The sequence below is a fragment of the Pseudonocardia parietis genome (assembly GCF_017876315.1).
Classification (GTDB): Bacteria; Actinomycetota; Actinomycetes; order Mycobacteriales; family Pseudonocardiaceae; genus Pseudonocardia; species Pseudonocardia parietis.
Window position 1 is genome coordinate 3,650,378 of the sequence record NZ_JAGINU010000001.1, and the last position, 21,027, is coordinate 3,671,404.

Annotated in this window: 21 protein-coding genes; 15 read left to right on the plus strand and 6 right to left on the minus strand. The window is 73.0% G+C overall.

Annotation, left to right across the window (positions count from 1 at the left end; all coding sequences use genetic code 11):
• The first annotated feature begins 7 nt into the window (after positions 1-7).
• From JOF36_RS17345 to JOF36_RS17365, 5 genes are all read left to right on the plus strand, one after another.
• On the plus strand, positions 8-1,579 hold the full coding sequence (locus JOF36_RS17345) for an AMP-binding protein (RefSeq protein WP_210027979.1): 1,572 nt from the start codon (positions 8-10) through the stop codon (positions 1,577-1,579).
• A gap of 63 nt (positions 1,580-1,642) precedes the next feature.
• Positions 1,643-2,476 (plus strand): mycofactocin-coupled SDR family oxidoreductase, encoded by an 834-nt coding sequence (locus JOF36_RS17350; protein ID WP_210027980.1) that lies wholly within the window; start codon positions 1,643-1,645, stop codon positions 2,474-2,476.
• Positions 2,473-3,234: an SDR family NAD(P)-dependent oxidoreductase gene (locus JOF36_RS17355; protein ID WP_210027981.1), complete on the plus strand. Its 762-nt coding sequence runs from the start codon at positions 2,473-2,475 to the stop codon at positions 3,232-3,234. Before JOF36_RS17350 ends, JOF36_RS17355 begins: the two co-directional genes overlap by 4 nt.
• A gap of 61 nt (positions 3,235-3,295) precedes the next feature.
• Positions 3,296-3,964, plus strand: coding sequence for a TetR/AcrR family transcriptional regulator (locus tag JOF36_RS17360; RefSeq protein WP_210027982.1), 669 nt, complete (start codon positions 3,296-3,298; stop codon positions 3,962-3,964).
• Between the two features lie 102 nt (positions 3,965-4,066).
• Positions 4,067-4,558, plus strand: coding sequence for an SRPBCC family protein (locus JOF36_RS17365; protein WP_210027983.1), 492 nt, complete (start codon positions 4,067-4,069; stop codon positions 4,556-4,558).
• A gap of 51 nt (positions 4,559-4,609) precedes the next feature.
• Here JOF36_RS17365 and JOF36_RS17370 read toward each other — a convergent pair whose 3' ends face one another.
• Positions 4,610-6,397, minus strand: a complete 1,788-nt coding sequence (locus tag JOF36_RS17370; protein WP_210027986.1) for an acetyl/propionyl/methylcrotonyl-CoA carboxylase subunit alpha — start codon at positions 6,395-6,397, stop codon at positions 4,610-4,612.
• Positions 6,398-6,551: 154 nt separating this feature from the next.
• Here JOF36_RS17370 and JOF36_RS17375 point away from each other — a divergent pair, with 154 nt between their 5' ends.
• From JOF36_RS17375 to JOF36_RS17400, 6 genes are read left to right on the plus strand one after another with little or no spacing between them, the layout of a single operon-like run.
• Entirely contained in the window at positions 6,552-8,150 is a 1,599-nt protein-coding gene (locus JOF36_RS17375) for an acyl-CoA carboxylase subunit beta (protein WP_210027987.1), read from the plus strand.
• Complete coding sequence (locus JOF36_RS17380) at positions 8,147-8,959, plus strand: enoyl-CoA hydratase/isomerase family protein (RefSeq protein WP_210027989.1); 813 nt, start codon at positions 8,147-8,149, stop codon at positions 8,957-8,959. Before JOF36_RS17375 ends, JOF36_RS17380 begins: the two co-directional genes overlap by 4 nt.
• A complete protein-coding gene (locus tag JOF36_RS17385) occupies positions 8,960-9,760 on the plus strand; it encodes an ester cyclase (RefSeq protein ID WP_210027990.1) in 801 nt (266 codons plus the stop codon).
• Positions 9,761-9,770: 10 nt separating this feature from the next.
• The gene (locus JOF36_RS17390) at positions 9,771-11,027 is read left to right on the plus strand and encodes a cytochrome P450 (RefSeq protein ID WP_210027992.1); all 1,257 of its coding nucleotides are present in this window, start codon (positions 9,771-9,773) and stop codon (positions 11,025-11,027) included.
• Positions 11,024-11,218, plus strand: coding sequence for a ferredoxin (locus JOF36_RS17395; RefSeq protein WP_210027993.1), 195 nt, complete (start codon positions 11,024-11,026; stop codon positions 11,216-11,218). Before JOF36_RS17390 ends, JOF36_RS17395 begins: the two co-directional genes overlap by 4 nt.
• Positions 11,215-13,113, plus strand: a complete 1,899-nt coding sequence (locus JOF36_RS17400) for an NAD(P)/FAD-dependent oxidoreductase (RefSeq protein ID WP_210027994.1) — start codon at positions 11,215-11,217, stop codon at positions 13,111-13,113. Before JOF36_RS17395 ends, JOF36_RS17400 begins: the two co-directional genes overlap by 4 nt.
• A gap of 25 nt (positions 13,114-13,138) precedes the next feature.
• Here the strand turns inward: JOF36_RS17400 and JOF36_RS17405 are convergent, their stop codons facing one another.
• Complete coding sequence (locus tag JOF36_RS17405) at positions 13,139-14,089, minus strand: LysR family transcriptional regulator (RefSeq protein WP_210027995.1); 951 nt, start codon at positions 14,087-14,089, stop codon at positions 13,139-13,141.
• A 69-nt stretch (positions 14,090-14,158) separates the two neighbouring features.
• On the opposite strand from JOF36_RS17405, the gene JOF36_RS17410 reads away from it, so the two are divergent.
• Both JOF36_RS17410 and larC read left to right on the plus strand, forming a co-directional pair.
• The gene (locus tag JOF36_RS17410; RefSeq protein ID WP_210027996.1) at positions 14,159-15,181 is read left to right on the plus strand and encodes a YeiH family protein; all 1,023 of its coding nucleotides are present in this window, start codon (positions 14,159-14,161) and stop codon (positions 15,179-15,181) included.
• 94 nt (positions 15,182-15,275) lie between these two features.
• Entirely contained in the window at positions 15,276-16,559 is a 1,284-nt protein-coding gene (larC, locus tag JOF36_RS17415; RefSeq protein WP_210027997.1) for a nickel pincer cofactor biosynthesis protein LarC, read from the plus strand.
• On the opposite strand, the gene JOF36_RS17420 is transcribed toward larC, so the two are convergent.
• Together JOF36_RS17420 and larB are read right to left on the minus strand one after the other, a co-directional pair.
• Positions 16,550-17,377 carry an amidohydrolase family protein gene (locus JOF36_RS17420; protein ID WP_245350880.1) on the minus strand — a complete coding sequence of 276 codons (828 nt, stop codon included), beginning with the start codon at positions 17,375-17,377 and terminating at the stop codon, positions 16,550-16,552. The two genes, larC and JOF36_RS17420, sit on opposite strands and share 10 nt — an antisense overlap.
• Positions 17,378-17,430: 53 nt before the next feature.
• Positions 17,431-18,120, minus strand: coding sequence for a nickel pincer cofactor biosynthesis protein LarB (gene larB, locus JOF36_RS17425; RefSeq protein WP_210027998.1), 690 nt, complete (start codon positions 18,118-18,120; stop codon positions 17,431-17,433).
• A 131-nt stretch (positions 18,121-18,251) separates the two neighbouring features.
• On the opposite strand from larB, the gene larE reads away from it, so the two are divergent.
• Complete coding sequence (gene larE, locus JOF36_RS17430; RefSeq protein ID WP_210027999.1) at positions 18,252-19,094, plus strand: ATP-dependent sacrificial sulfur transferase LarE; 843 nt, start codon at positions 18,252-18,254, stop codon at positions 19,092-19,094.
• On the opposite strand, the gene JOF36_RS17435 is transcribed toward larE, so the two are convergent.
• The gene (locus tag JOF36_RS17435; protein ID WP_210028001.1) at positions 19,034-19,522 is read right to left on the minus strand and encodes an OsmC family protein; all 489 of its coding nucleotides are present in this window, start codon (positions 19,520-19,522) and stop codon (positions 19,034-19,036) included. The genes larE and JOF36_RS17435 overlap by 61 nt on opposite strands.
• Positions 19,523-19,616: 94 nt before the next feature.
• Here JOF36_RS17435 and JOF36_RS17440 point away from each other — a divergent pair, with 94 nt between their 5' ends.
• Complete coding sequence (locus tag JOF36_RS17440) at positions 19,617-19,979, plus strand: hypothetical protein (RefSeq protein WP_210028003.1); 363 nt, start codon at positions 19,617-19,619, stop codon at positions 19,977-19,979.
• A gap of 31 nt (positions 19,980-20,010) precedes the next feature.
• Here the strand turns inward: JOF36_RS17440 and JOF36_RS17445 are convergent, their stop codons facing one another.
• Positions 20,011-20,997, minus strand: coding sequence for an AIR synthase related protein (locus JOF36_RS17445; RefSeq protein WP_210028006.1), 987 nt, complete (start codon positions 20,995-20,997; stop codon positions 20,011-20,013).
• Positions 20,998-21,027: the final 30 nt, after the last annotated feature.

Below are 21,027 nucleotides of genomic sequence, written 5' to 3' on the forward strand. Positions count from 1 at the left end.
CACCGACATGGTCAACATCGGCACGATCCCGGCCAAGTGGGCGGCGCTCACCCCGGAGCGGGACGCCGTGGTGGACGCCCCGGCGGGCCGGCGCACGTCCTGGCGGACCCTTGACGAGCGGGTCCGCAGGCTGGCCAACGGGCTGCGCGGGACCGGCGACGGCGGCCTGGGGCTCGACCACGGCGACCGGGTCGCGATCCTGGCGAAGAACAGCATCGAGTACCAGGAGCTGTACTTCGCCGCCGGCCGGGCCGGGCTGGTCGCCCAGCCGCTGAACTGGCGACTCGGTGTCCCCGAGCTGTCCCGCATCATCGCCGACGGCGAGCCGCGGGCCGTCCTGGCCGCCGACGAGTGGCGGGACACGACGCGCGAGCTGCAGGCGGCGGTCGACGTGCCGCACTGGCTGGAGTTCGGTGACGGCGGCGACGGCAGCTACGAGGACCTGCTGGCCCGCAGCAGCGACGACGAGCCGCAGTGGGCGGCGAAGGTCGGCGACGACGACCCGTTCTTCATCCTCTACACCGGCGGCACCACCGGCGAGTCGAAGGGCGCGCTGCACAGCCACCGGAGCGCGGCGTTCGGCATGCTCAACCAGACCGTGGCCGAACGCATCGTGCCCACCGACGTCTACATGCTGACCGGGCAGATGTTCCACATCCCGGTCGTGCTGTCGATGAACTACCTGCAGCACGGGTGCCCGGTGGTGCTGATGAACTTCGAGGCCCGTACGGCCCTGGAGCTCATCGAGGCCGAGCGGGTGTCGGCGTTCCTGGGCATCACCACGATGCTGAACTGGATGATGGCCGTGCCGGGCTTCTCCGGCTTCGACATCTCCTCGCTGCGCAACATCCAGTACGGCGGCGGGCCGATGCCGTCGTCGGTGGTGAAGGCGGCGCTGGAGCACTTTCCGTGCACGCTGATCCAGGGCTACGGGCAGACCGAGGGCACCACGATGTGCTTCCTCTCGCAGGAGGACCACGCCGACGCGGTGCGCGGGATCCATCCCGAACGGCTGATGTCCTGCGGGCGCGAGGGGTTCGTCTCCCGGGTGCGGGTGGTCGACCCGGACGGGGTGGACGTGCCGAAGGACGGGCGCACGGCCGGCCAGATCGTGGTCCGGTCCGAGGCGAACATGCTGGGTTACTGGCGGCGGCCGGACCTGACCGCGCAGACCGTGCGGGACGGCTGGATGTGGACCGGCGACGTCGCCACCTGGGATGCCGAGTCCTACGTGTTCATCGTGGACCGGGCCAAGGACATGATCATCTCCGGCGGGGAGAACATCTACTCGGTGCAGGTCGAGGAGGCGGTCAACCAGCACCCGTCGGTCCTCGAGTGCGCGGTGATCGGTGTCCCCGACGACCAGTGGGGCGAGAGCGTGAAGGCGTTCGTGGTGCTCAAGCCGGAGAGCGCGGCCAGCGAGGCCGACATCATCGCCACCGCGCGCGACCACCTCGCGTCCTACCAGAAGCCCCGCTCGGTGGAGTTCGTCGACAGCCTGCCCAAGGCGCCGACCGGGAAGATCCTCAAGCGCGCGCTGCGCGATCGCTACTGGTCCGACCAGGACCGCTCGGTGTGACCGGGAGCCGCGGAACCGCGGCTCGCGCACCGACCTCATGAACCACCGGAAAGGACGGCTCCGATGACCGGACGGGTAGCCGGAAAGGTCGCATTCATCACGGGCGCCGCGCGCGGCCAGGGCCGGGCGCACGCGTTGCGGCTGGCGCAGGAGGGCGCCGACATCATCGCGGTCGACGCCTGCGCGCCGATCGCGAGCGTGGACAAGTACCCGCTCGCCACCGAGGAGGACCTCGCCGAGACCGTCGCCGCGGTCGAGAAGCTCGACCGGCGGATCGTCGCCCGCAAGGCCGATGTCCGCGACACGACTGGGCTACAGGCCGCGCTCGACGAGGGTGTCGCGGAGCTCGGCGGGCTGGACATCGTCGTGGCGAACGCCGGGATCGCCAGCTACGGGCAGTCCTGGGAGCTGACGGAGGACCAGTGGAAGGACATGATCGACATCAACCTGACCGGTGTCTGGCACACCGCGAAGGTCGCGGTCCCGCACCTGGTCCGGCGCGGTGGCGGGTCGATGGCGTTCATCAGCTCGATCGGCGGGCTGAAGGGTGTCATGCAGGTCGCGCACTACGTGTCGGCCAAGCACGGCATCGTCGGTCTGATGCGGACCATGGCCAACGAGCTGGCCGACCAGCGTATCCGGGTGAACACCGTGCACCCGACCAACGTGGACACCCACATGATCCAGAACCCGGGTACCTACGGGATGTTTGCCCCCGGCGACCCGGACCCGACCCAGGACAAGGCGATGGGCGGCTTCATGTCGCTCAACGCGTTGCAGATCCCGTGGGTCGACCCGATCGACATCGCGAACGCCGTGCTGTTCCTGTCCAGCGACGAGGCGCGCTACATCACCGGGGTGGCGCTCCCGGTGGACGCCGGCGCGACGGTCAAGTGAGGGTTCGCGGATCGGTCGGCCTGGTCACCGGGGGCGCCTCCGGGCTCGGGGCCGGGACCGCGCGGCGGCTGGTCGCGGGTGGTGGGCGGGTCGGGATCCTCGACCTGCCCACCGGCGACGGCGAGGCGCTGGTGGGCGAGCTCGGCGACGCGGCGACGTTCGTGCCCGCCGACGTGGCGGACGAGGAGCAGGTCGAGAAGGCCGTCGCCCGGGTCGCCGACCACTTCGGCCGGATCGACGTCTGCGTCAACGCGGCGGGCGTCAGCCCGGCGGCGCGGGTGCTGTCCCGCAAGGGCGACCTGCACCCGCTGGACGTCTTCCGGCGCACCGTCGAGATCAACCTGGTCGGAACGTTCGACGTCCTCCGGCACGCGGTCGCGGCGATGTCGCGCAACGAGCCGGGGCCCGACGGGGAGCGCGGCCTGGTCGTCAACGTCTCCTCGGCCGCCGCGCTCGAGGGTCAGGCCGGGCAGGCGGCGTACTCGGCGTCGAAGGGTGGCATCGTCGCGCTGACCCTGCCGCTGGCCCGTGATCTCGCGATCTGGGGGATCCGGGTGATGACGGTCTGCCCCGGGATCATGGACACCGGGATGCTGGCCGGTGCCGACGAGAAGCGGCGGGCCGCACTGATGGACCTGCACGTGTTCCCCAAACGGCTGGGCCGCCCCGCGGACTTCGCCGACCTCGTGGCCACCTTCATGGAGAACGAGCTGCTCAACGGTGAGGTCGTACGGCTGGACGCGGCGACCCGGCTGTGATCGGGCGTGTCTACCAAACGGTAGACTAGGGATTTCATCCCGAGACCGAGGAGTGTGTCCAGTGCGTCAGCCGGCAGGCAGGAGCGCGCGACGCTCCGGCGGGGAGCGCAAGCCCCGCGAGGAGCGATGGGCCGAACTCATCGAGGTCGCGACCCAGGTGTTCTACGAGAAAGGGTACGACGGTGCCTCGCTGCAGGACATCGCGGACCGGCTCGGCATGCTCAAGGGCAGCCTCTACTACTACATCCAGTCCAAAGAGGACCTGCTGTTCGACGTGATCAGCATGGTGCACAAGGAGGGCCTCGAGGTCGTCCGGAGCCGTGCGTCCGTCGAGAGCGACCCGCTCCAGCGCCTGGAGCGGGTCGTCGCCGGGCACGTGGAGCACACCTGCCGGAACCTGGTGGCGGTCGCGGTGTTCCTGCACGAGCTGTCCGCGCTGCCCCCGGAGCGGCGGCAGGAGGTGCTCGGCACCGAGCACGCCTACCAGGGGGTGTTCCGCGACCTCATCGAGGAGGCTCAGCGGGAGGGCCTGGTCCGGCCGGACGTCGAGCCTCGGCTCGCCGCGCTGAGCGTCCTGGGCTCGGCGAACTGGGTGTACCGCTGGTTCCGTCCCGGTGGCGCCTTCACCCCCGAGGTGATCGGCGCCCAGCTCGCCGACATGGCGGTGGCCGGCGTGGCCACCGAGTCGGCACTCGCCGCGCGCCGGGCCGGCATCGCCGCCCTGTCCTGATCGAGCAGCGACGACGCGACGTGCTGCAAGATATAAGACTCGCCTGATACCGGCGAGGTCGCTAGCGTGCCTCCTTCCACAAGGAAATCAGGAGCACGCCGCATGAAGTACACCGTCTCGATCGAGATCGCCCTGCCGCGGGAGCGGGTGGTCCAGCTGCTTGCCGACTCCGCACACCTGCCGAAGTGGCTGCGGGGCCTGGTGCTGCACGAGCCGCTGAGCGGGGTGCACGGGCAGGTCGGTACCGAGTCGCGCGTCGTGTTGCAGACGGGACAGCAGAAGATGGAGGGCACCGAGACCATCACGCGCCGGGAACCGGCGAACCTGCACGGGATCCCGCGAGACAGCGTCGTTCACTTCGACCGCGAGATCGTCGCCGAGGGCATGTGGAACGCCGCACGCGACCGGGTGACCGAAGCCGGTCCGGAGGCGACGCTCTGGGTGCAGGAGAACGAGTTCAGGTTCAGCAGCGTGCCGATGCGACTGGTGGGGCTCGTCATGCGCAGTGCCTTCCGCAAGCAGTCGCAACAGCACATGCAGGACTTCAAGGCGTTCGCCGAGCAGGGAGCGGACGTCCGCGACACGAAGGGCTGACCCACGCGCCGGCGACCAGGGGCGGCTACGTCGATTCAGGTTGGGCACTCCCTAGGTGAGGGAGATCAGCGGGCTGCCTGCGGCGATCGGCCCGCCGGGCACCGCGAGCACCTCGGCCACCCGTCCGGCGACCTCGCTGCGGATCTCCATCTCCATCTTCATCGCCTCCAGCACGGCCACCACCTCGCCGGCCGCGATCTCCTGACCCGGCTCGACCCGGACCGCCACCACGGTGGCGTCCATCGGTGCGATCGGTGGTGCGCCGGCGCCGCCCGGCCCGCTCGCGCCGGGCGCGGCGGACTCCCGTCCCGGCCGCCGGGACGGGGACGCGCTCGCCCCGGAGCGGGGGGCGCGGCCGAGGACCGCGACCTCCACCGGCCCGCGGTCGGTCGCGATCCGCACCCGCCGGATCGTGCCCGACGAGACCGTGGGGGTTTCCACCGTCTCGGCCGTACCCGACGGTGCGCCCGGCCGGTCCGCCGGGTCGGGGGTCCAGTCGCGCTCGAGGGACCCGGTGTCGTGGCGGGCCTCGGTGAACGACGCGGAGCTCAGGACGGTGCGCAGGTACGGCGCCGTGGTCGGGACGCCCTCGACCCGCAGCTCACCCAGGGCGGCGACCAGCCTGCGGCGTGCGCTGTCCCGGTCGGCGCCGTGCGCGAGGACCTTGCCGAACATCGAGTCGTACTCCGGTGCGACGGCGCCGCCCGCGGCCAGCCCGAAGTCGTTGCGGATCCCCGGGCCGAGCGGCAGCTCCAGTGTCGAGACGGTGCCGGGCGCGGGCCGGAAGTCCGCCCAGGGGTCCTCGGCGGCGATCCGGGCCTGGATGGCGTGTCCGCTGATCCGGACCTCGTCCTGGGTGAAGGGCAGCGGCTCACCGGCGGCGATGCGCAGCTGCAGGGCGACCAGGTCGAGGCCGGTGACCAGCTCGGTGACCCCGTGCTCGACCTGCAGGCGGGTGTTCATCTCGAGGAAGAAGAACTCCGAGGTCCCGGGCAGGACGAGGAACTCGACGGTGCCCGCGCCGACGTAGCCGACCGTGCGGGCGAGCGTGACGGCCGCCTCGGACAGGGCCGAGCGCAGCTCGGGGGTGAGTCCGGGTGCCGGGGCCTCCTCGATCAGCTTCTGGTGCCGGCGCTGGACCGAGCAGTCCCGGTCGCCGAGGTGCACGACGGTGCCGTGCCCGTCGCCGAGCACCTGTACCTCCACGTGCCGCGGGCGCTGCAGGTAGCGCTCCAGGTGCACCTCGGAGCGGCCGAACGCGGCGCCGGCCTCCCGGCCCGCCGCGGCCATCGCCTCGTCCAGCTCGGCGGGGGAGCCGACCACCCGCATCCCGCGCCCGCCGCCCCCGAAGGACGCCTTGACCACCAGCGGGAACCCGATGCCTGCCGCCGCCTCGGCGGCCTGCCCGGCGGTCAGGGTGCCGGTGCCCGGCGGCAGCGGTACCCCGCACCCGTCGGCGACCGCCCGGGCCGCGACCTTGTCGCCCATCCGGGCGATCACCTCGGGGGACGGGCCGACGAACGTGAGTCCGGCCGCCCCGACCGCCTCGGCGAACCCGGCGTCCTCGCTGAGCAGCCCGTACCCGGGGTGGACGGTGTCCGCCCCCGAGGCCTTGGCGGCGCCGAGCAGCGCGTCGACGTCGAGATAGGACGACCGGGCGGGCGCCGGCCCGATCCGGACGGCCTCGTCGGCCATCCGCACGTGCGGCGCCCCGGCGTCCGCATCGCTGTACACGGCGACCGTGCGCAGGCCGAGCTCGCGGCAGGACCGGATGATACGTACGGCGATCTCGCCGCGGTTCGCCACGAGGACGGTGCGCATCGGTGAGGACGTCGACACTGTCGGCTCCGCTCTGCTCGGTGGTGCACGTCGGCCGGACCTGTCTACCAACCGACCGTCTGATAGTCTAGCGTCAGCGTTACGCGAGGACGTTGCCGCACCACGACACCGGGGCGCGGGCGGCCCCGATGGCACGACGAACAGCGGAGGTTCCGTGAGGGCGACAGACATGCCCACGGCGGCGGACGAGCCGGGTGACGGCAGCGGTGGCGGGGACTCCTCCGCCGGCGCCGGCACCATGGCCGGTCGGCTGGAGCAGCTGCGGGAACGACAGGCCGCGGCGCACGCCAGCGGTGGACCGGAGGGGCTGCGCCGGCACCGGGAGTCCGGGCGGCTGCCGGTCCGCGAGCGGATCGACATGCTGGTCGACCCGCAGACCTGGTTCGAGATCGGCGCGCTCGCGCTGCCCGAGCTGCGCCGTGACAAGCCCATCCCGGGTGACGCCGTCGTCACCGGGTTCGGCCTGCTCGACGGCAGGCGGATCGGCGTGATCGGGATCGACTCCAGCGTGGTGGCGGGCACGACCGCGCCGATCAGCATGCGCAAGCAGGGGCGGCTGATCGAGCACGCGCAACGGCACGGCTTCCCTCTCGTCCTGCTCTGCGACGCCGACGGCGGCCGGATGCCCGACGTCTCCGGCTGGCGCTTCTCCGGGCTCCCCCTGGACTTCACCACCTTTCTCAAGCCGCCGCCCGGCAAGCCCGTGGTGCCGCGCGCCGCGGCGGTGCTCGGCCCGAGCTACGGCGACTCCGCGCTGCACGCCTCCACCGCCCACTACGTGGTGATGGTGCGCAGCGGCTCGATCGCCCTGTCCGGCCCGTCGGTCGTGGAGCCGGCGATCGGGGAGAAGGTCAGCGACGAGGAGCTGGGCGGCCCCGCGGCCGCGACCGAGGCGGGCAACGCGCACCTCGTCGTCGACACCGAGGCGGACGCGATGGACGCGATCGCGGCCTTCCTGTCCTACCTCCCGCAGAACTCCGCGCAGCGCCCGCCGGTCGCGCCGCCGCTGCCGCCCGCCCGGGACCCGGCCGACCTCGAGTCGATCGTCCCGCTCGGCGCGCGCTCCGGCTACGACATGCGCGACGTGTTCGCCTGCCTGGCCGACGCCGCCAGCATCCTGCCGTGGGCCGACGGCTGGGGGGCGAGCCTGCTGTGCGCGCTGGCCCGGATCGACGGGCGCCCGGTCGGGCTCGTCGGGAACCAGCCGATCGTCCGGGCCGGTGCGCTGGACCCGGCGGCGCTGGAGAAGGAGAAGGTGTTCGTGCAGCTGTGCGACACCTTCGGGCTGCCGCTGGTGTTCCTGCACGACGTGCCCGGCCTGATGATCGGTACCCAGGCAGAGCGGGGCGGGATCCTGCACGGCTACGAGGCGCTGGTCTCGGCGATCACCGAGGCGACCGTGCCGAAGGTGGGCGTGGTGCTGCGCAAGGCCTACGGCGGTGGGCACTTCGCGATGGGCGGGCGGCCGACCAAGCCGGACTTCCTCTACGCCTGGCCCTCGGCCGAACTGGGGTTCATGGCCCCGGAGACCGGGATCCGCACGATCCACCGCCGCCGGCTGGAGCGGGTGCTGGCCGAGCAGGGGCCCGAGGCCCACGCCGAGCTCGTCGCCGAGCTCACGGCCGAGTGGATCAGCGAGGCGGAGCCGTGGGAGGCCGCCGCGAACCTGTCGCTCGACGACATCATCGAACCCGGGCGGACCCGGGACGTCGTGGCGGCGAGCATCGACATCGCGTCGGGAGGTGCGTTGTGAGCAGCAGCGACCGTGGGAGCTCGGCGAGCAACCTGAGGGTCGAGAAGCACGAGGTGGACGACGGCCGGCTGACCGTCGCCGTCCTGACCATCGACGACCCGGCGCGGCTGAACGCGATGGGCCGCGCCTTCTGGCCCGAGCTGCGGGCGGCGCTGACCGCGCTGGAGACCGACGGCCGCACCCGGGCCGTGATCATCACCGGGGCGGGGACGAAGGCGTTCTCGGCCGGTGGGGACATCGCGAGCTTCGCCGAGCTGACCGACGTCACCGCCAAGCGCGCGTTCCAGCAGGACTGCATGCGCAGCTTCGCCGCGGTCGAGGAGTCCCCGCTGCCGGTGATCGCCGCGGTGAACGGCTACGCGATGGGGGGCGGCTGCGAGCTGGCACTGGCCTGCGACGTCGTGGTCGCGTCGGACACCGCGGTGTTCGGCATGCCGGAGAGCGCGGTCGGGCTGGTCCCCGGCTTCGGGGTGCTGCGCGCCCCCTCGGTGATCGGCCGGCACTGGACCAAGCTGCTCATGTTCTCCGGCGAGCGGGTCGACGCCGCGACCGCGATGCAGATCGGCCTGGTGCAGAAGGTGGTGCCCGCCGCCGAGCTGATGGACACCGCGCACCGGATGGCGGGCCGCATCGCCGGGATGGCACCGCTCGCGCTGGCCACGGGTAAGAACCTGGTCAACCGGGGTGTGGACCGCGGCGAGTGGGACCACTCCACGGCCGCGCTGACGACCCTGCACGGCACGGCCGACGCGGCCGAGGGCATCGCGGCGTTCGTCGGGAAGCGCGCACCGAGGTTCGAGGGGCGATAGATGGATCCGTTCGTCGCGCTGATGCGCCGCTACGTCAACGACTACACGAACCGCCAGGACGTCTCGGTCTGTGCCGAGATCATGGAGCCGGACTACACGCTGCGGATGGGGCCGCACGAGGTGGCCGGCCGCGACGACCTCTACATCCCGGCGTCGCAGAAGCAGTTCGCGCAGTTCCCGGGGCTGTGCCTGACGGTGCACGAGATCGTGACCAACGGTGACCGCCTCGTGATGCGGTTCTCCGAGCACGGCCGCTCGATGCGCCACGACGGCCGCGCCGCGGCGTGGGGCGGCCTCGGTCTCTACCGGTGGAACGGGCGCCGGTTGCTGGACAACTCCGTCGAGCAGGACTACCTGGCCCGGCGCCGGCAGCTCGCCTCCGGGATACCGGCCGCGGTCGAACCGCCGGCCGTCGCGCCGTGGGACGTGGTGGCCGAGCCCCCGGACCGGGCCGCCGAGTCCGTGGTGCGGACGTGGCTCGACGCCGCGGACGCCGCCGGCCCGGTGGTGATGGACGACGGGGCGCCGGAACCGCTGCTGGTCGACGCGTCGACCGAGGTGGACGACCTGTTCTCGGCCGGGACGAGGGTGGCCTTCCGGGTCACCCGCACCGGCACCTACACCGGCGGGCTCGGGCCCGACGCCGGGATCGACGACGCCGCGCTGGCCGGGACGACCGGCAGCCTGCACCTGGTCGGTCTCGTCACGGTGACCGGCGGCCGGGTGACCGGTGGCCGGATCATCCGGGACCGGCTCGGCCTGGCCCGGAGCCTGACCCGCCCCTGGGTCGCGAGTGCCTGAGGAGCTGACGATGACCGGAACCGGAGGCACCGCCTTCACCGACGACCTGCTGACCCCGGCGGCGAGCGGCGATCCGTACCCGCTGCTGCACGCCCTGCGCGAGACCGACCCGGTGCACTGGAGCGCCGCGCACCGGGCCTGGCTGATCACCCGCTACGACGACAACTCCGCCTCGTTCCAGAACAAGGCGTTCTCCAGCGACCGGGTCCGGCCGCTGCTGGCGGCCCGGGCGGACCGGCCGGAGCGGGCCCGCGAGCCGTCCGCCAGCGACACCGTGCTCGGCCTGATCGCGGACTGGATGGTCGTGTCCGACCCGCCGGCACACACCCGGCTGCGCAAGCTGGCCGCCGGCGCCTTCAAGGGCCAGCGGATCGCCGCGATGACCGAGCAGATCACCGCGATCGTCGACACCCACATCGACGGCTTCCTGCAGGAGTCCGGCCCCGCCGACCTGATCGCCGGGATCGCCTACCCGCTCCCGGCGACCGTGATCGCGACGATGCTCGGGGCGCCCCCCGAGGACCGCGACCGGTTCCGCGAGTGGTCCGACGAGCTCGCGCTCGTCGCGTTCGGCACCGGCGGCGCTGCCCGGGCGGACCGGCACGAGCGGGCGCTGCGTGGCCTGCAGGAGATGGCCGCCTACTTCCGGTCGCTGGTGGAGTACCGGCGGCGCGAGCCCGGCGAGGACATGCTGTCCGCGCTGATGGCCAAGGAGGGCGACGACCGGCTGTCCGACGACGAGCTCGTCGCGATGTGCGCACTGCTGCTGTTCGCCGGGCACGAGACCACCACCAACTCGATCGCGAACTCGATCCTCGCCCTGCTGCGCCATCCCGAGCAGCTGGAGCGGCTCCGGGCCGAGCCCGAGCTGATCGGCACCGCGGTCGAGGAGCTGCTGCGCTTCGACGGTCCGATCAAGGTCCTCAACCGCTGGGTGGTCGCCGAGACCGAGGTGCGTGGCACCGTCATCCGGCCCGGCGAGCGGGTGCACCTGATCCTGGCCTCGGCCAACCGCGACCCGGAGAAGTTCACCGACCCGGACGTGCTCGACATCGGGCGCAGCCCGAACCCGCACATCGCGTTCGGCAAGGGGATCCACGCCTGCATCGGCGCGCAGCTCGCCCGGACCGAGACCCGGATCGCGGTCGCCCGCATCGTCGAGCGGATGCCGGGGCTGGCACTCGCCGGTGACCCGGAGTGGAAGTCGGTACTGGCCTCGCGATCGCTGGAGGCGCTGCCGGTCACACACGGTGGAGGGCGCTCATGAGGGTGGGGCTGGTGCCCGGGGTGTGCGAGGGCCACGCCCAGTGCTACGTGGTCGACGCCGACCTGTTCCCGCTCGACGACGACGGCTTCTCCGCGCTCGAGGAGGACCGTGAGGTGCCGCCGGGGGAGGAGCAGGAGGCCGAGCTCGGCGTCGCCGCGTGCCCGGTACGCGCGCTGCGGGTGCTGCCGTGAACGTGCTGTTCACCCCGGTCCGGCTGGGCCCGCTCACCCTGAAGAACCGGCTGGTCATGGCGCCGATGGGCACCTGCCTGGACAACGGCGGTTACGTCACCGAGGACACCGTGGCCTACTACCGCCGGCGCGCCGAGGGCGGCGTCGGGGCGATCACGGTGGAGGGCTGCCTGGTCTCCGGCGACACCGTCGGGCCGGAGCCGCGGATCAGCGGGCCGGAGTTCGTCCCGGGCCTGCGCCGGATCGTCGAGGAGCTGGAGCCCTTCGACGTGGCGGTCGGCGTGCAGCTCATGCACCCCGGCCGGCAGGTCGTCGAGGGGCCGTCCGTCGCGCCGTCCCCGGTGCCGCTGAACTCGGCCGCTCCGGTGCCGCACGAGCTGACGGTCGGTGAGATCGAGCGGATCGTCGAGGACTACGCGCGGGCGGCCCGGTTCGCCCGCGAGGCCGGGTTCACCTACCTCGAGGTGCACGGGGCGCACGGCTACCTGCCGTCGAACTTCCTGTCGCCGCAGCACAACCACCGCACCGACGCCTACGGCGGCACGCTGGAGAACCGGGCGCGGTTCTCGGTGGAGATCGCGCGCGCGATCGGCGCGGCGTGCGATCTGCCGCTGGTCTGGCGGCTGAACGGGACCGACGCGGAGCCGGGCGGGTTCGACCCGGAGTCCGCGGTCGCCGTCGCCGGGATGATCGAGCGGGCGGGTGCCGCCTCGATCTCGGTGTCCTCGGGCACCTGGCTGACCCTGCAGCAGACGCTCGCGCCGATGTCGGTCCCGCGCGGGCACATGCTGGACCTGGTGCGGGCGGTGAAGAAGGAGGTCTCCGTCCCGGTGATGGCGGTCGGCCGGCTCGACGACCCCGACCTGGCCGAGGCCGTGGTGGAGCAGGGTGACGCGGACATGGTGCTGCTCGGCCGGGGCCTGATCGCCGAGCCCGACTGGCCGCTGCTGGTCCGCGACGCCCGGCGCGACGAGCTGCGCCCGTGCATCGCCTGCAACGCCTGCGTCGACCTGGTCGGGCGCGGGGAACGGGCGCGTTGCGCGGTGAATCCCGAGGTCGGCCGGGAGCTCACGTGGGCCGTCGAGCCGGCGGCACGGCTGCGGCGGGTGATGGTCGTCGGCTCCGGACCCGCGGGTCTGGAGGCGGCGCGACTGGCCCGGCTGCGCGGGCACGAGGTGTCGGTCTGGGAACGCGACCCGGAGCTCGGCGGGAAGCTGACGGTCGCGGGACTGGCGCCGAGCAAGCACGAGGTGCTGCGGTTCCGCGATCACCAGATCGCCCGGCTGGCGGCGCTCGGCGTCGAGCTGCACACGTCGGCCCCGGTCACGGCGAGGATCGTGAAGGAGCAGGGACCGGACGTCCTGATCGTCGCGACCGGCGCCGATCCGCTCGTGCCGCCCATCCCGGGCATCGACGGCCCGACCGTCCACGATGCCCAGCGTTTCCTGCGCGGCGAGGTCGAGGTGCCGCCCGGGACCCGGCTCGTCGTCGTCGGGGGTAGCGCCACCGGCTGCGAGACGGCGGAGCTGATGCGGGCCGGCGGGGCCGAGGTGACCGTCGTCGAGATGCGACGCGGCGTCGGCCGGGGGATCGAGGCGATCACCCGTCGTCAGATGGTGCGCCAGCTGCGCCACGACGGGGTGGAGCTCCTGGTGAACGCCACGGTCGTCGACATCGAGCCGGGCCTGGTCCGCTGGAGGGCGACCGACGGAGCCGTCCACGAGCTCCCCGCGGACCTGGTCGCGCTGGCCATCGGCTGGCGGCCGACCGGGTCGTCCGTCCTCGAGGACCTGGAACCGGGCGACATCGAGGTGCGGGTGCTGGGTGACGCGGACTCGCCCGCCGACTTCGTGCGTGCCATCAACGCGGGAGCCGACGCGGCACTCGCCCTCTGAGGCCGGTGACGGCCGCGGGACCTGGTCACGGCACGGATTCGGGCGGTGCCTCGGCCCGCAGCTCCCTGCGTCGCCCGCTGTGGCGCAGGGCATGCGCCAGCAGGTCGGCGGCCGGACCTGTCGGGTGCGCGGCCTGCCGCCAGACCGCCCGCAGCTCCCGGCGGAGCTCGAGATCCTCGGTGCGGATCTCGATCAGGTCGCCGGACAGGAGATCTGCGCCGACGACGAGCTCGCTCACCAGCGCGGGGCCGGCGCCGGCCAGCACGGCGCTGCGGACCGCGCTGCTCGACCCGAGTTCGAGCAGGGGCGCGACGAGCTCGACACCGTGATGCGCCGCGGCGAGCTCGGCGGTGTCGCGGGTTCCCGATCCCGGTTCGCGGTGGACCAGCCGGGTCCCGGCCAGCTCCTGCGGTCCGACCGGTCGGTGCCGCCGCCGGGCGAACCGATGCCCCGGTGCGACCACCAGGACCAGACGGTCGTGCGCGACCGTGCGCGAGTGCAGCCCGTCGAGCTCGCCCGGCGACTCGATGAACCCGAGATCGGCGGTTCCCCGGCGGACGACCTCGCACACCCGGCGCGAGTTCATCACGTCCAGACCGATGTGCAGTTCCGGCGACGTGCGCCGGAACTCGCCGAGCCAGGCCGGGAGCAGGTGCTCGGCGACCGTCAGGCTCGCGGCGACGGTGAGCTGGGCGGTCCGCTGGCGTTGCAGGGCCTGGACCCCGTCGGTGAGGACGGCGAGCTCGTCGAGTACCCGGCCCGCCCAGCCGCAGACGAGGGTCCCCTCGGCGGTCAGCACCGAGCCGCGCCGGGAGCGGTCGAGCAGCCGGAAGCCGAAACGGCGTTCGAGGGCGTTGATCCGCTTGCTCGCCGCGGGCTGCGTCATCCCGACGCCGGCTGCGGCGGCTGTCAGGCTTCCCTGCTCACCGACCAGCACGAGCAGCTGCAACGAGGCGATGTCGGGCAGCCGGGTCATTCCCGTGGGTGATGACGTGGGTTCCAAGACGGGCTACCTCCCCTCGTTCCTGATTGCCACAGTTCGGTCATGACCACCTCCGACACACCTCCCACGGAACGCGACGGTGTCGCCGTCCGGATCCGTAGGGTCGCACCGGGCCTGGTGGTCGCGGCACTCGCGACCGCGGTGGCGCTCGGCGTCAACGCTGCCCTACCGCCGGTCAGCGCGCTCACCGTCGCGGTCGTGCTCGGTGTGCTCGCCGCGCCGCTGATCCCGGAGCGGGCGCGCGAAGGACTGCGCTGGGGGACGCGGGCCTTCCTGCGCCTCGGTGTGGTCCTGCTGGGTCTGCAGCTCGGGCTCGGTGAGGTGCTCGGCCTCGGTCCGGTCACCGTGCTGGTCGTGGTGGTGGTCGTGCTGGTGGGGTTCGCGGGGACGCTACTGCTGGGGCGGCTCCTCGGGGTGTCCCGCGGCCTCGGCCTCCTGGTGGCCACCGGGTTCTCGATCTGTGGCGCCTCGGCGATCGCCGCGATGGACAGCGTGACCGAGTCCGACAAGGAGGACGTCGCCACGGCCGTGACCCTCGTGACGCTGTACGGCAGCCTCGCCATCGCGCTCGTGCCGCTGATCGGGTCGGAGCTGGGGATGAGCGAGCACCGGCTGGGCGCGTGGGCGGGGCTCAGCGTCCACGAGGTGGCCCAGGTCGTCGCCGCGGCCTCCCCGGCGGGCGCGGCCGCCGTGGCCGTCGCGGTCGTGGTGAAGCTGACGCGAGTGATCCTGCTGGCCCCGATGGTCGCCGGCGTCGGCCTCATGCACCGGCGGCGCGGCACCGGCGCCGGCGGGAAACGACCCCCCGTCGTCCCCCTGTTCGTCGTGGGCTTCCTCGCCATGATCGCGGCGCGCAGCACCGGCCTCGTCCCGGGGGCGGTGCTGTCGTTCACCGGAACGCTCACCACGCTGCTGTTCGCCGCGGCCCTGTTCGGGCTCGGCAGCGAGGTCCGGCTCGGGAAACTCCTGCAGACGGGTAAGCGGGGGCTCGTCCTCGGTGCGCTCTCGACGCTGCTGGTCGGGTCGGTGTCCCTGGTCGCCATGAGCATCGGCGGGATCGGGTGAGTACGGTGCCCCAGTCCCGGTGTCCGACCCGGTAGGGAGTGAGCTGCGTGCCGCCGGTCAATCGTCCTCGCCCCGCCGGGTACGGCGAACCCCGATGACCAGGACCGCATGGATCGACGCGGGGAACGGCGCCGCCGGCGACATGCTTCTCGCGGCGTCGGTGGACGCGGGGGCGTCGCTCGAGGCCGTCCGCGCTGCGCTCGCCTCGCTCCCCCTGACCGGCGGCGACCGGATCGACCTACGGATCCGGGAGGTGCGCCGGCACGGGCTGCGCGCCGGCTACGCGGAGGTGCGGGCGACCCCGTCGACGGTGCACCGCACGCCGGGCGACGTCCGGTCCCTGCTCGCCGGTTCGGCGGCGCCGTCCGACGCGGTTCGCTTCGCGACGTCGGTGTTCGACCGCCTGGCCCGCGCCGAGGCCGCCGTGCACGGGGTCGACGTCGAGCAGGTCCACTTCCACGAGGTCGGCGCACTGGACTCCATCGCCGACGTGCTCGGTGTCGCGGTGGCATTCGGTGAGCTCGGGCTCCTCGACGCCCGGGCGAGGGTGGTGGCGTCGCCGGTCGCTCTCGGCTCGGGCTCGGTCCGTGCGGCCCACGGCAGGCTCCCGGTGCCGGCACCCGCGGTGCTGCGGATCGTGGCCGAGGCGGGAATCCCGATCGCCTCGCACCCCGCCCGGTTCGAGCTCTGCACCCCCACCGGCGCCGCACTGATCGCGGAGATCGCCGACGAGTGGGGCCCGCTCCCCGCGTCGACGGTCTCGGCCGTCGGCGTCGGTGCCGGGACCGCGGACCCGGCCGAGCACCCGAACACACTGCGACTCGTGCTCGGGGACCGGCGCGAGGCGACGACCGGCGACCCGGCCCCGTGGCGACGGGAAGAGCTGCTCACAGTCGAGACGACGGTCGACGATCTGGATCCTCGACGGTGGCCCGACGTCCTGGAGTCGCTGCACGACACCGGAGCCCTCGATGCCTGGCTGACCCCGGTCCTCATGCGGAAGGGGCGGCCCGGTCACGTGCTCACCGTTCTCGTCGCCCCCGCCGTACTCGACGCGGTCGTGGTGCGGATCTTCGAGGTCACGTCGACGCTCGGCGTCCGGGTGCGGGGGGTCGAGCGACGGTCGCTGCACCGGGACGAGATCCGCGTGGACCTCGGGAGCGGCGCGGTCGCGGTGAAGCGGGGGCTGCTCGCCGGCCGGGTCGTCACGGTGCAGCCGGAGTACCGGGAGATCCGGGAGCTCGCCGAGCGCACGGGACTGCCGGTGGACGAACTGCTCGACCTGGCGAGGACGACGGCACGGGCGGAGGGGACCGGCCCGCGACCGCCGGGCGAACCCGGACCGGGCGCGGGACCGGGCCCCGGGGATCAGCCGTAGAGGGCCTCCGCGTTGCCGTGCAGGACGGCGCGGCCCAGCTCCCCGTCCCCGGCGGCGGCGGTCATCCTGGCCAGCTCCCCGGCCCGGTCGCCCCACGGCTCGTCGCTGGCGAAGAGCACCCGGTCCGCACCGATCCCGCGTCGCTCGATCTCCGCCGCCATCCAGCGCGGGGCGAAGCCGATCGCCCAGCTCGTGTCGGTGTAGACCTTCTTGCCCGCCTCGATCCAGTCGAAGAACCGGCTGCCGACGAGCTTGATGTGCCCGCTCATCCCGCCGCCCATGTGCACCAGGTGCAGCCGGACGTCGTCGGCGTACCAGTCGACCAGGTTGCCGATCTCGTCGACGTCCGACGCCCCGCCCGGGGACGTGTGGACGTGCACCGTCAGGTCGTGCTCGCGGGCGGTGCGGAAGATGTCGTCGAGGGCCGGGCGGCACTCCGGGTCGGACGCGCGGCCCCCGAGCAGGAAGCTGATCTTGATGACCTTGACGCCGGACTCACCGGCGAACTTCAGCGCCTTCGCCGTCATCTCGGCGTCCTGGGGGCGGGGTGACGCCCAGATGCCCGTGCGGATCCGCGCGTCGGTGGCGGCGGCTTCGAGGCACAGCTCGTTCAGGGCGAACGAGGCCGACGCGTCCGGTACCCCGTAGTTCGGGATCACGACGGCGAGTTCGGTGCCCTCGGCGTCGAGATCGGCCTGCAGCTGCGCGATCGTCTCGCGCGCGGAGATGTCCGGGTTGACCGGCGGGCCCCCGTAGAAGGGGTAGGCCGGCAGGACGCCGAGATGGCGGTGTGCATCGTGGACGGCCAGAGGTGTCATGTCGGATAGTAGAGCACGTGTCTTATAGTAAATGCCAACCTGGGCGAGACCGTTCAGAGGTCCGGGTCGGCGGATGCGTCGGCCCGCCCGGTACGACGGGCGATGCGGGCGGCGTGCACTCCTGCGCCGTACCCGTTGTCGATGTTGACGACGACCGTGCCGGGGGCACACGACGTGAGCATGCCGAGCAGTGCGGCCAGCCCTTCGAAGGCCGCGCCGTATCCGATCGAGGTGGGCACCGCGACCGTCGGTACGCCGGTCAGCCCGCCGACGACGCTCGCCAGCGCGCCCTCCATCCCGGCCACCACGATGACGCAGTCGGCCGCGGCGAGCTCGTCGCGGATCCCGAGCACGCGATGGATGCCGGCCACGCCCATGTCCGCGATCACACGGGCGTGTGCGCCGTGGACCCCGACGGTCAGTGCGGCCTCCCCGGCGACCGGACCGTCCGCGGTGCCACCGGTCACGACGAGCACCGATCCCCGCGGTGGCGGGAGCGGGCCGAGTGTGGCGGCCCGGGCCGTGTGGTGGAGGTCCGCCGCGGGATGTGCCCTCGCGACCGCAGCCAGCGCCGCGTCGTCGAGCCGGGTGGCGAGCACGGCGCGTTCCGGATGTGCGGCGTGCAGCCGGCCCAGCAGGTCCGCCACCTGTCCGGGCGTCTTGCCGAGGCCGAACACCACCTCCGGGTCCCCGGTCCGCCGGAGGCGGTCGTGGTCGAGATGCGCGTAGGGCTCGGGCTCCATCAGGGCCTCCCTCCACAGGGCGAGCGGGCGGGGCGACGAGTCGTCACGACAGGGGTCGCAGGATGATCGCCGCTGTCCCCGCCCGCTATCGTGGACGATCCGTGTCCTGTCCCGACGCAGGGGAGGCGTGCATGCCGGAGAATGCGACCGCGCTCGCGGTGCAGGAGAGGCTCGCCACCATGCGGCACCGGGTCGTCGCCTGCAGCGGCGGCGTGGACAGCCTGCTCCTGGCCGATCTCGCCTGTGCCGACTCGCGCGCGGGCACGCTCGTCGTCCACTCCGTGACCCCGGCGGTACCGGAAGCGGCCACCGTGCGTGTCGTGACGACCGCCCACCTGCTCGGTTGGCGGCTGCGGCTCGTCCGTTCCGGCGAGTTCGGCGACGAGCGCTACCTGCGCAACCCGACGGATCGCTGCTACCACTGCAAGACCCACCTCTACGACGAGCTCGAGCGGGTGTCCGCGGTCTCCGACCTGCCGGACGCGACGATCCTCAGTGGTGCCAACACCGACGACCTGGGGGAGTACCGGCCGGGGCTGCGTGCGGCCGCCGAGCGGAGTGTGCGGCATCCGTTCGTCGAGGCGGGGGTGGGCAAGCGGGAGATCCGGCTGCTCGCCGCCGCCCGTGGCCGCGCCTGGCACGACCTGCCCGCCGCGCCGTGTCTGGCCAGCCGGCTCTACAGTGGGACCCCGGTCTCGCCGGACGTGCTGCTGGCCGTCGAGCGCGGTGAGCAGGTGCTGCGGGAGGTCTCCGGCGCGCGGGTCGTGCGGTGCCGGGTCCGCGGCCGCGCGGTGCGGGTCGAGGTCGGTGCCGACGAGCGCTACCGCGTGAGCGATGCGGTCCTCGGCGCGGTCACCCGGGCGATGCAGGCGGTCGCGGCCGAGCTGGAGCCCGCCGAGCTCGACGACGAGCCCTACGCGCCCGGGCGTGCGTTCGTGTCGCTCTCCCCGCCGCGCCCCGCAGCGTCGTCGTGACTCCGGTCCTCGCCCCCGGCCGGGGTCGAGTCGTCGGCCGGTGTCGAACGGACCACGACGGTCGGTGAGCCCCGCAGGGTGTTGGTGACGTAGCAGACCCGTTCGGCCGCGGCGCTCACCGTGGCGAGCTCCTCCGGTGTCAGCCCCCCGACGGAGGCCGAGATCGTGATGGAGCTGAACTTCGGGCCGTCGTAGGTGCCGGCGACCTCCACCCGCACCGGCTCCGGGGTGAGCCCGCGTTTCGCGGCGCAGTAGGAGATCGCGATCGTGAAGCAGGACGCGATCGCGCCGAGCAGGAGGTCGGTGGGCTGCGGCCCCTGGTCGGTCCCCCCGACCGATGCGGGTTCGTCCACGACGAACTCGTGGTCTCCGGCGCGCACGCGGCACCGCAGGCCGTCCTCCCTGGCCGCCACCACTACTCGTTCCATCCGGCGTCTCCTTCTCCGCACGCGCAACAGCGGTGCAACATCGTCGGCCATGGTGGGCTTCGTCACGTCGTCGAGTGTTCGTGGAGGTGCCGTCATGACGCTGCAGCAGGTCTGGATGGAGTCCCTGCTCTCCGAGCCGGTGCGGCCCGTGCGGGCTGCGGAGCGGAGCACGTCGTGTGGCTGCGACGACAACGGCCGGCCGGACCATCACGACCGGTTGCTCCGTGTCGAGTCGGACATCGGCGAGCTGGTCGAGCTGCTGGAGATGGCCGTCACCTGGGGCGAGCTCGACTGGTCCCGCTCCGAGGTCGTTCCTCCACACCGGTGGGTCGACTTCGCGTTGTGTCACTCCTGGAAGGACCCCGCCACGATGGAGCGGATCTTCTCCCTGGCGACCGACGTCGCCGCCCGCTCGGCAGCCGGCACCGGGCGCGGCGTCGACGCCATCGGGGTGTGACGACGCGCCCGGAGTACCGGGAACGCCGGGGTCAGGCACGCGACAGGCGGGTCACGGGCTCGGCGCGCAGGTCCACGACCTGCGCGCGGTCACCGTCACGGCGGAACGCGAGAACCCCCGAGTCGTCCAGTGCCCCGACGACCGCCGCGGCCAGTCCGCGCTCGTGGAAGGCCGCCAGCACCTCCGCCGTCCGTCCCGGTGCCGCGGCGAGCAGGAAGCCGAAGCTGGGGAAGCACGTCAGCCACGCCGTGAGGTCCACGCCCGCCGGGCGGGGCACGGCGTCCAGGTCGACCTCGACCCCGAACGGCCCCCACTCCAGCATCATGGCGAGCGACCCGGCCAGGCCGGCCATGCTGATGTCCTTCGCCGCGACCGCGGCCCCCGACTCGGCGAGCGTCGCCAGCACGGCGATGTCGCCGGCGCAGCGATCGCCCCGTTGCTCGAAGGCGGGGAAGAACGGGAAGTCGGGGCGCATGCGGCCGTCCACCGCGGCGGCCACGACCAGGTCCTGGCCCGGTGCGCAGCGCGTCACGGACAGTGGATGCCCGCCGAGGTCCCCGATCGCGAACGCGGACACCGACGGCGGCCCGTCGTGCGGGGTCAGGTGCCCGCCCAGCAACGGGATCCCGAACAGCTCGCAGCCCTGGCGCAGACCCTCGAGGATCGCCCGCGCGGCCTGTTCCCCGGCGACCACCGTGTCGACGAGCCCCAGCGGCCTGCCGCCCATCGCCGCGACGTCGTTGACGTTGGTCAGGACGGCTGCGAAGCCCGCCGCCCGCGGGTCCCGTTCCACGAACGGCGGCCACATCGCCTCGCCGCACGCCACGACCCGGCCGTGTGAGGTGGGCACCACCGCGCCGTCGTCGCCGGGCCCCAGCTCCCAGTCGCTCGGGCCGAGGACCTCGGACACCAGTCCGATCGCCGACTTCGCCGTCCATCCCGGGTGCGAACGCACGGCGTGCGCGAGCGCGGCGACATCGGATCCGGTCGTTGTGGGGGGCGGTGTGGTACTCGGCATGTGCACCATAGTAGATGAGTGTCCAGTATA

Excerpts from the sequence above, each read along its gene's own strand:
- JOF36_RS17345 (WP_210027979.1), top strand. The coding sequence starts at position 8 with ATGGTCAACATCGGCACGATCCCGGCCAAGTGGGCGGCGCTCACCCCG.
- JOF36_RS17350 (WP_210027980.1), top strand. The coding sequence starts at position 1,643 with ATGACCGGACGGGTAGCCGGAAAGGTCGCATTCATCACGGGCGCCGCG.
- JOF36_RS17365 (WP_210027983.1), top strand. The coding sequence starts at position 4,067 with ATGAAGTACACCGTCTCGATCGAGATCGCCCTGCCGCGGGAGCGGGTG.
- JOF36_RS17385 (WP_210027990.1), top strand. The coding sequence starts at position 8,960 with ATGGATCCGTTCGTCGCGCTGATGCGCCGCTACGTCAACGACTACACG.
- JOF36_RS17390 (WP_210027992.1), top strand. The coding sequence starts at position 9,771 with ATGACCGGAACCGGAGGCACCGCCTTCACCGACGACCTGCTGACCCCG.
- JOF36_RS17395 (WP_210027993.1), top strand. The coding sequence starts at position 11,024 with ATGAGGGTGGGGCTGGTGCCCGGGGTGTGCGAGGGCCACGCCCAGTGC.
- JOF36_RS17405 (WP_210027995.1), bottom strand. The coding sequence starts at position 14,089 with ATGACCCGGCTGCCCGACATCGCCTCGTTGCAGCTGCTCGTGCTGGTC.
- JOF36_RS17410 (WP_210027996.1), top strand. The coding sequence starts at position 14,159 with ATGACCACCTCCGACACACCTCCCACGGAACGCGACGGTGTCGCCGTC.
- larC (WP_210027997.1), top strand. The coding sequence starts at position 15,276 with ATGACCAGGACCGCATGGATCGACGCGGGGAACGGCGCCGCCGGCGAC.
- JOF36_RS17420 (WP_245350880.1), bottom strand. The coding sequence starts at position 17,377 with ATGACACCTCTGGCCGTCCACGATGCACACCGCCATCTCGGCGTCCTG.
- larB (WP_210027998.1), bottom strand. The coding sequence starts at position 18,120 with ATGGAGCCCGAGCCCTACGCGCATCTCGACCACGACCGCCTCCGGCGG.
- larE (WP_210027999.1), top strand. The coding sequence starts at position 18,252 with ATGCCGGAGAATGCGACCGCGCTCGCGGTGCAGGAGAGGCTCGCCACC.
- JOF36_RS17435 (WP_210028001.1), bottom strand. The coding sequence starts at position 19,522 with ATGGAACGAGTAGTGGTGGCGGCCAGGGAGGACGGCCTGCGGTGCCGC.
- JOF36_RS17440 (WP_210028003.1), top strand. The coding sequence starts at position 19,617 with ATGACGCTGCAGCAGGTCTGGATGGAGTCCCTGCTCTCCGAGCCGGTG.
- JOF36_RS17445 (WP_210028006.1), bottom strand. The coding sequence starts at position 20,997 with ATGCCGAGTACCACACCGCCCCCCACAACGACCGGATCCGATGTCGCC.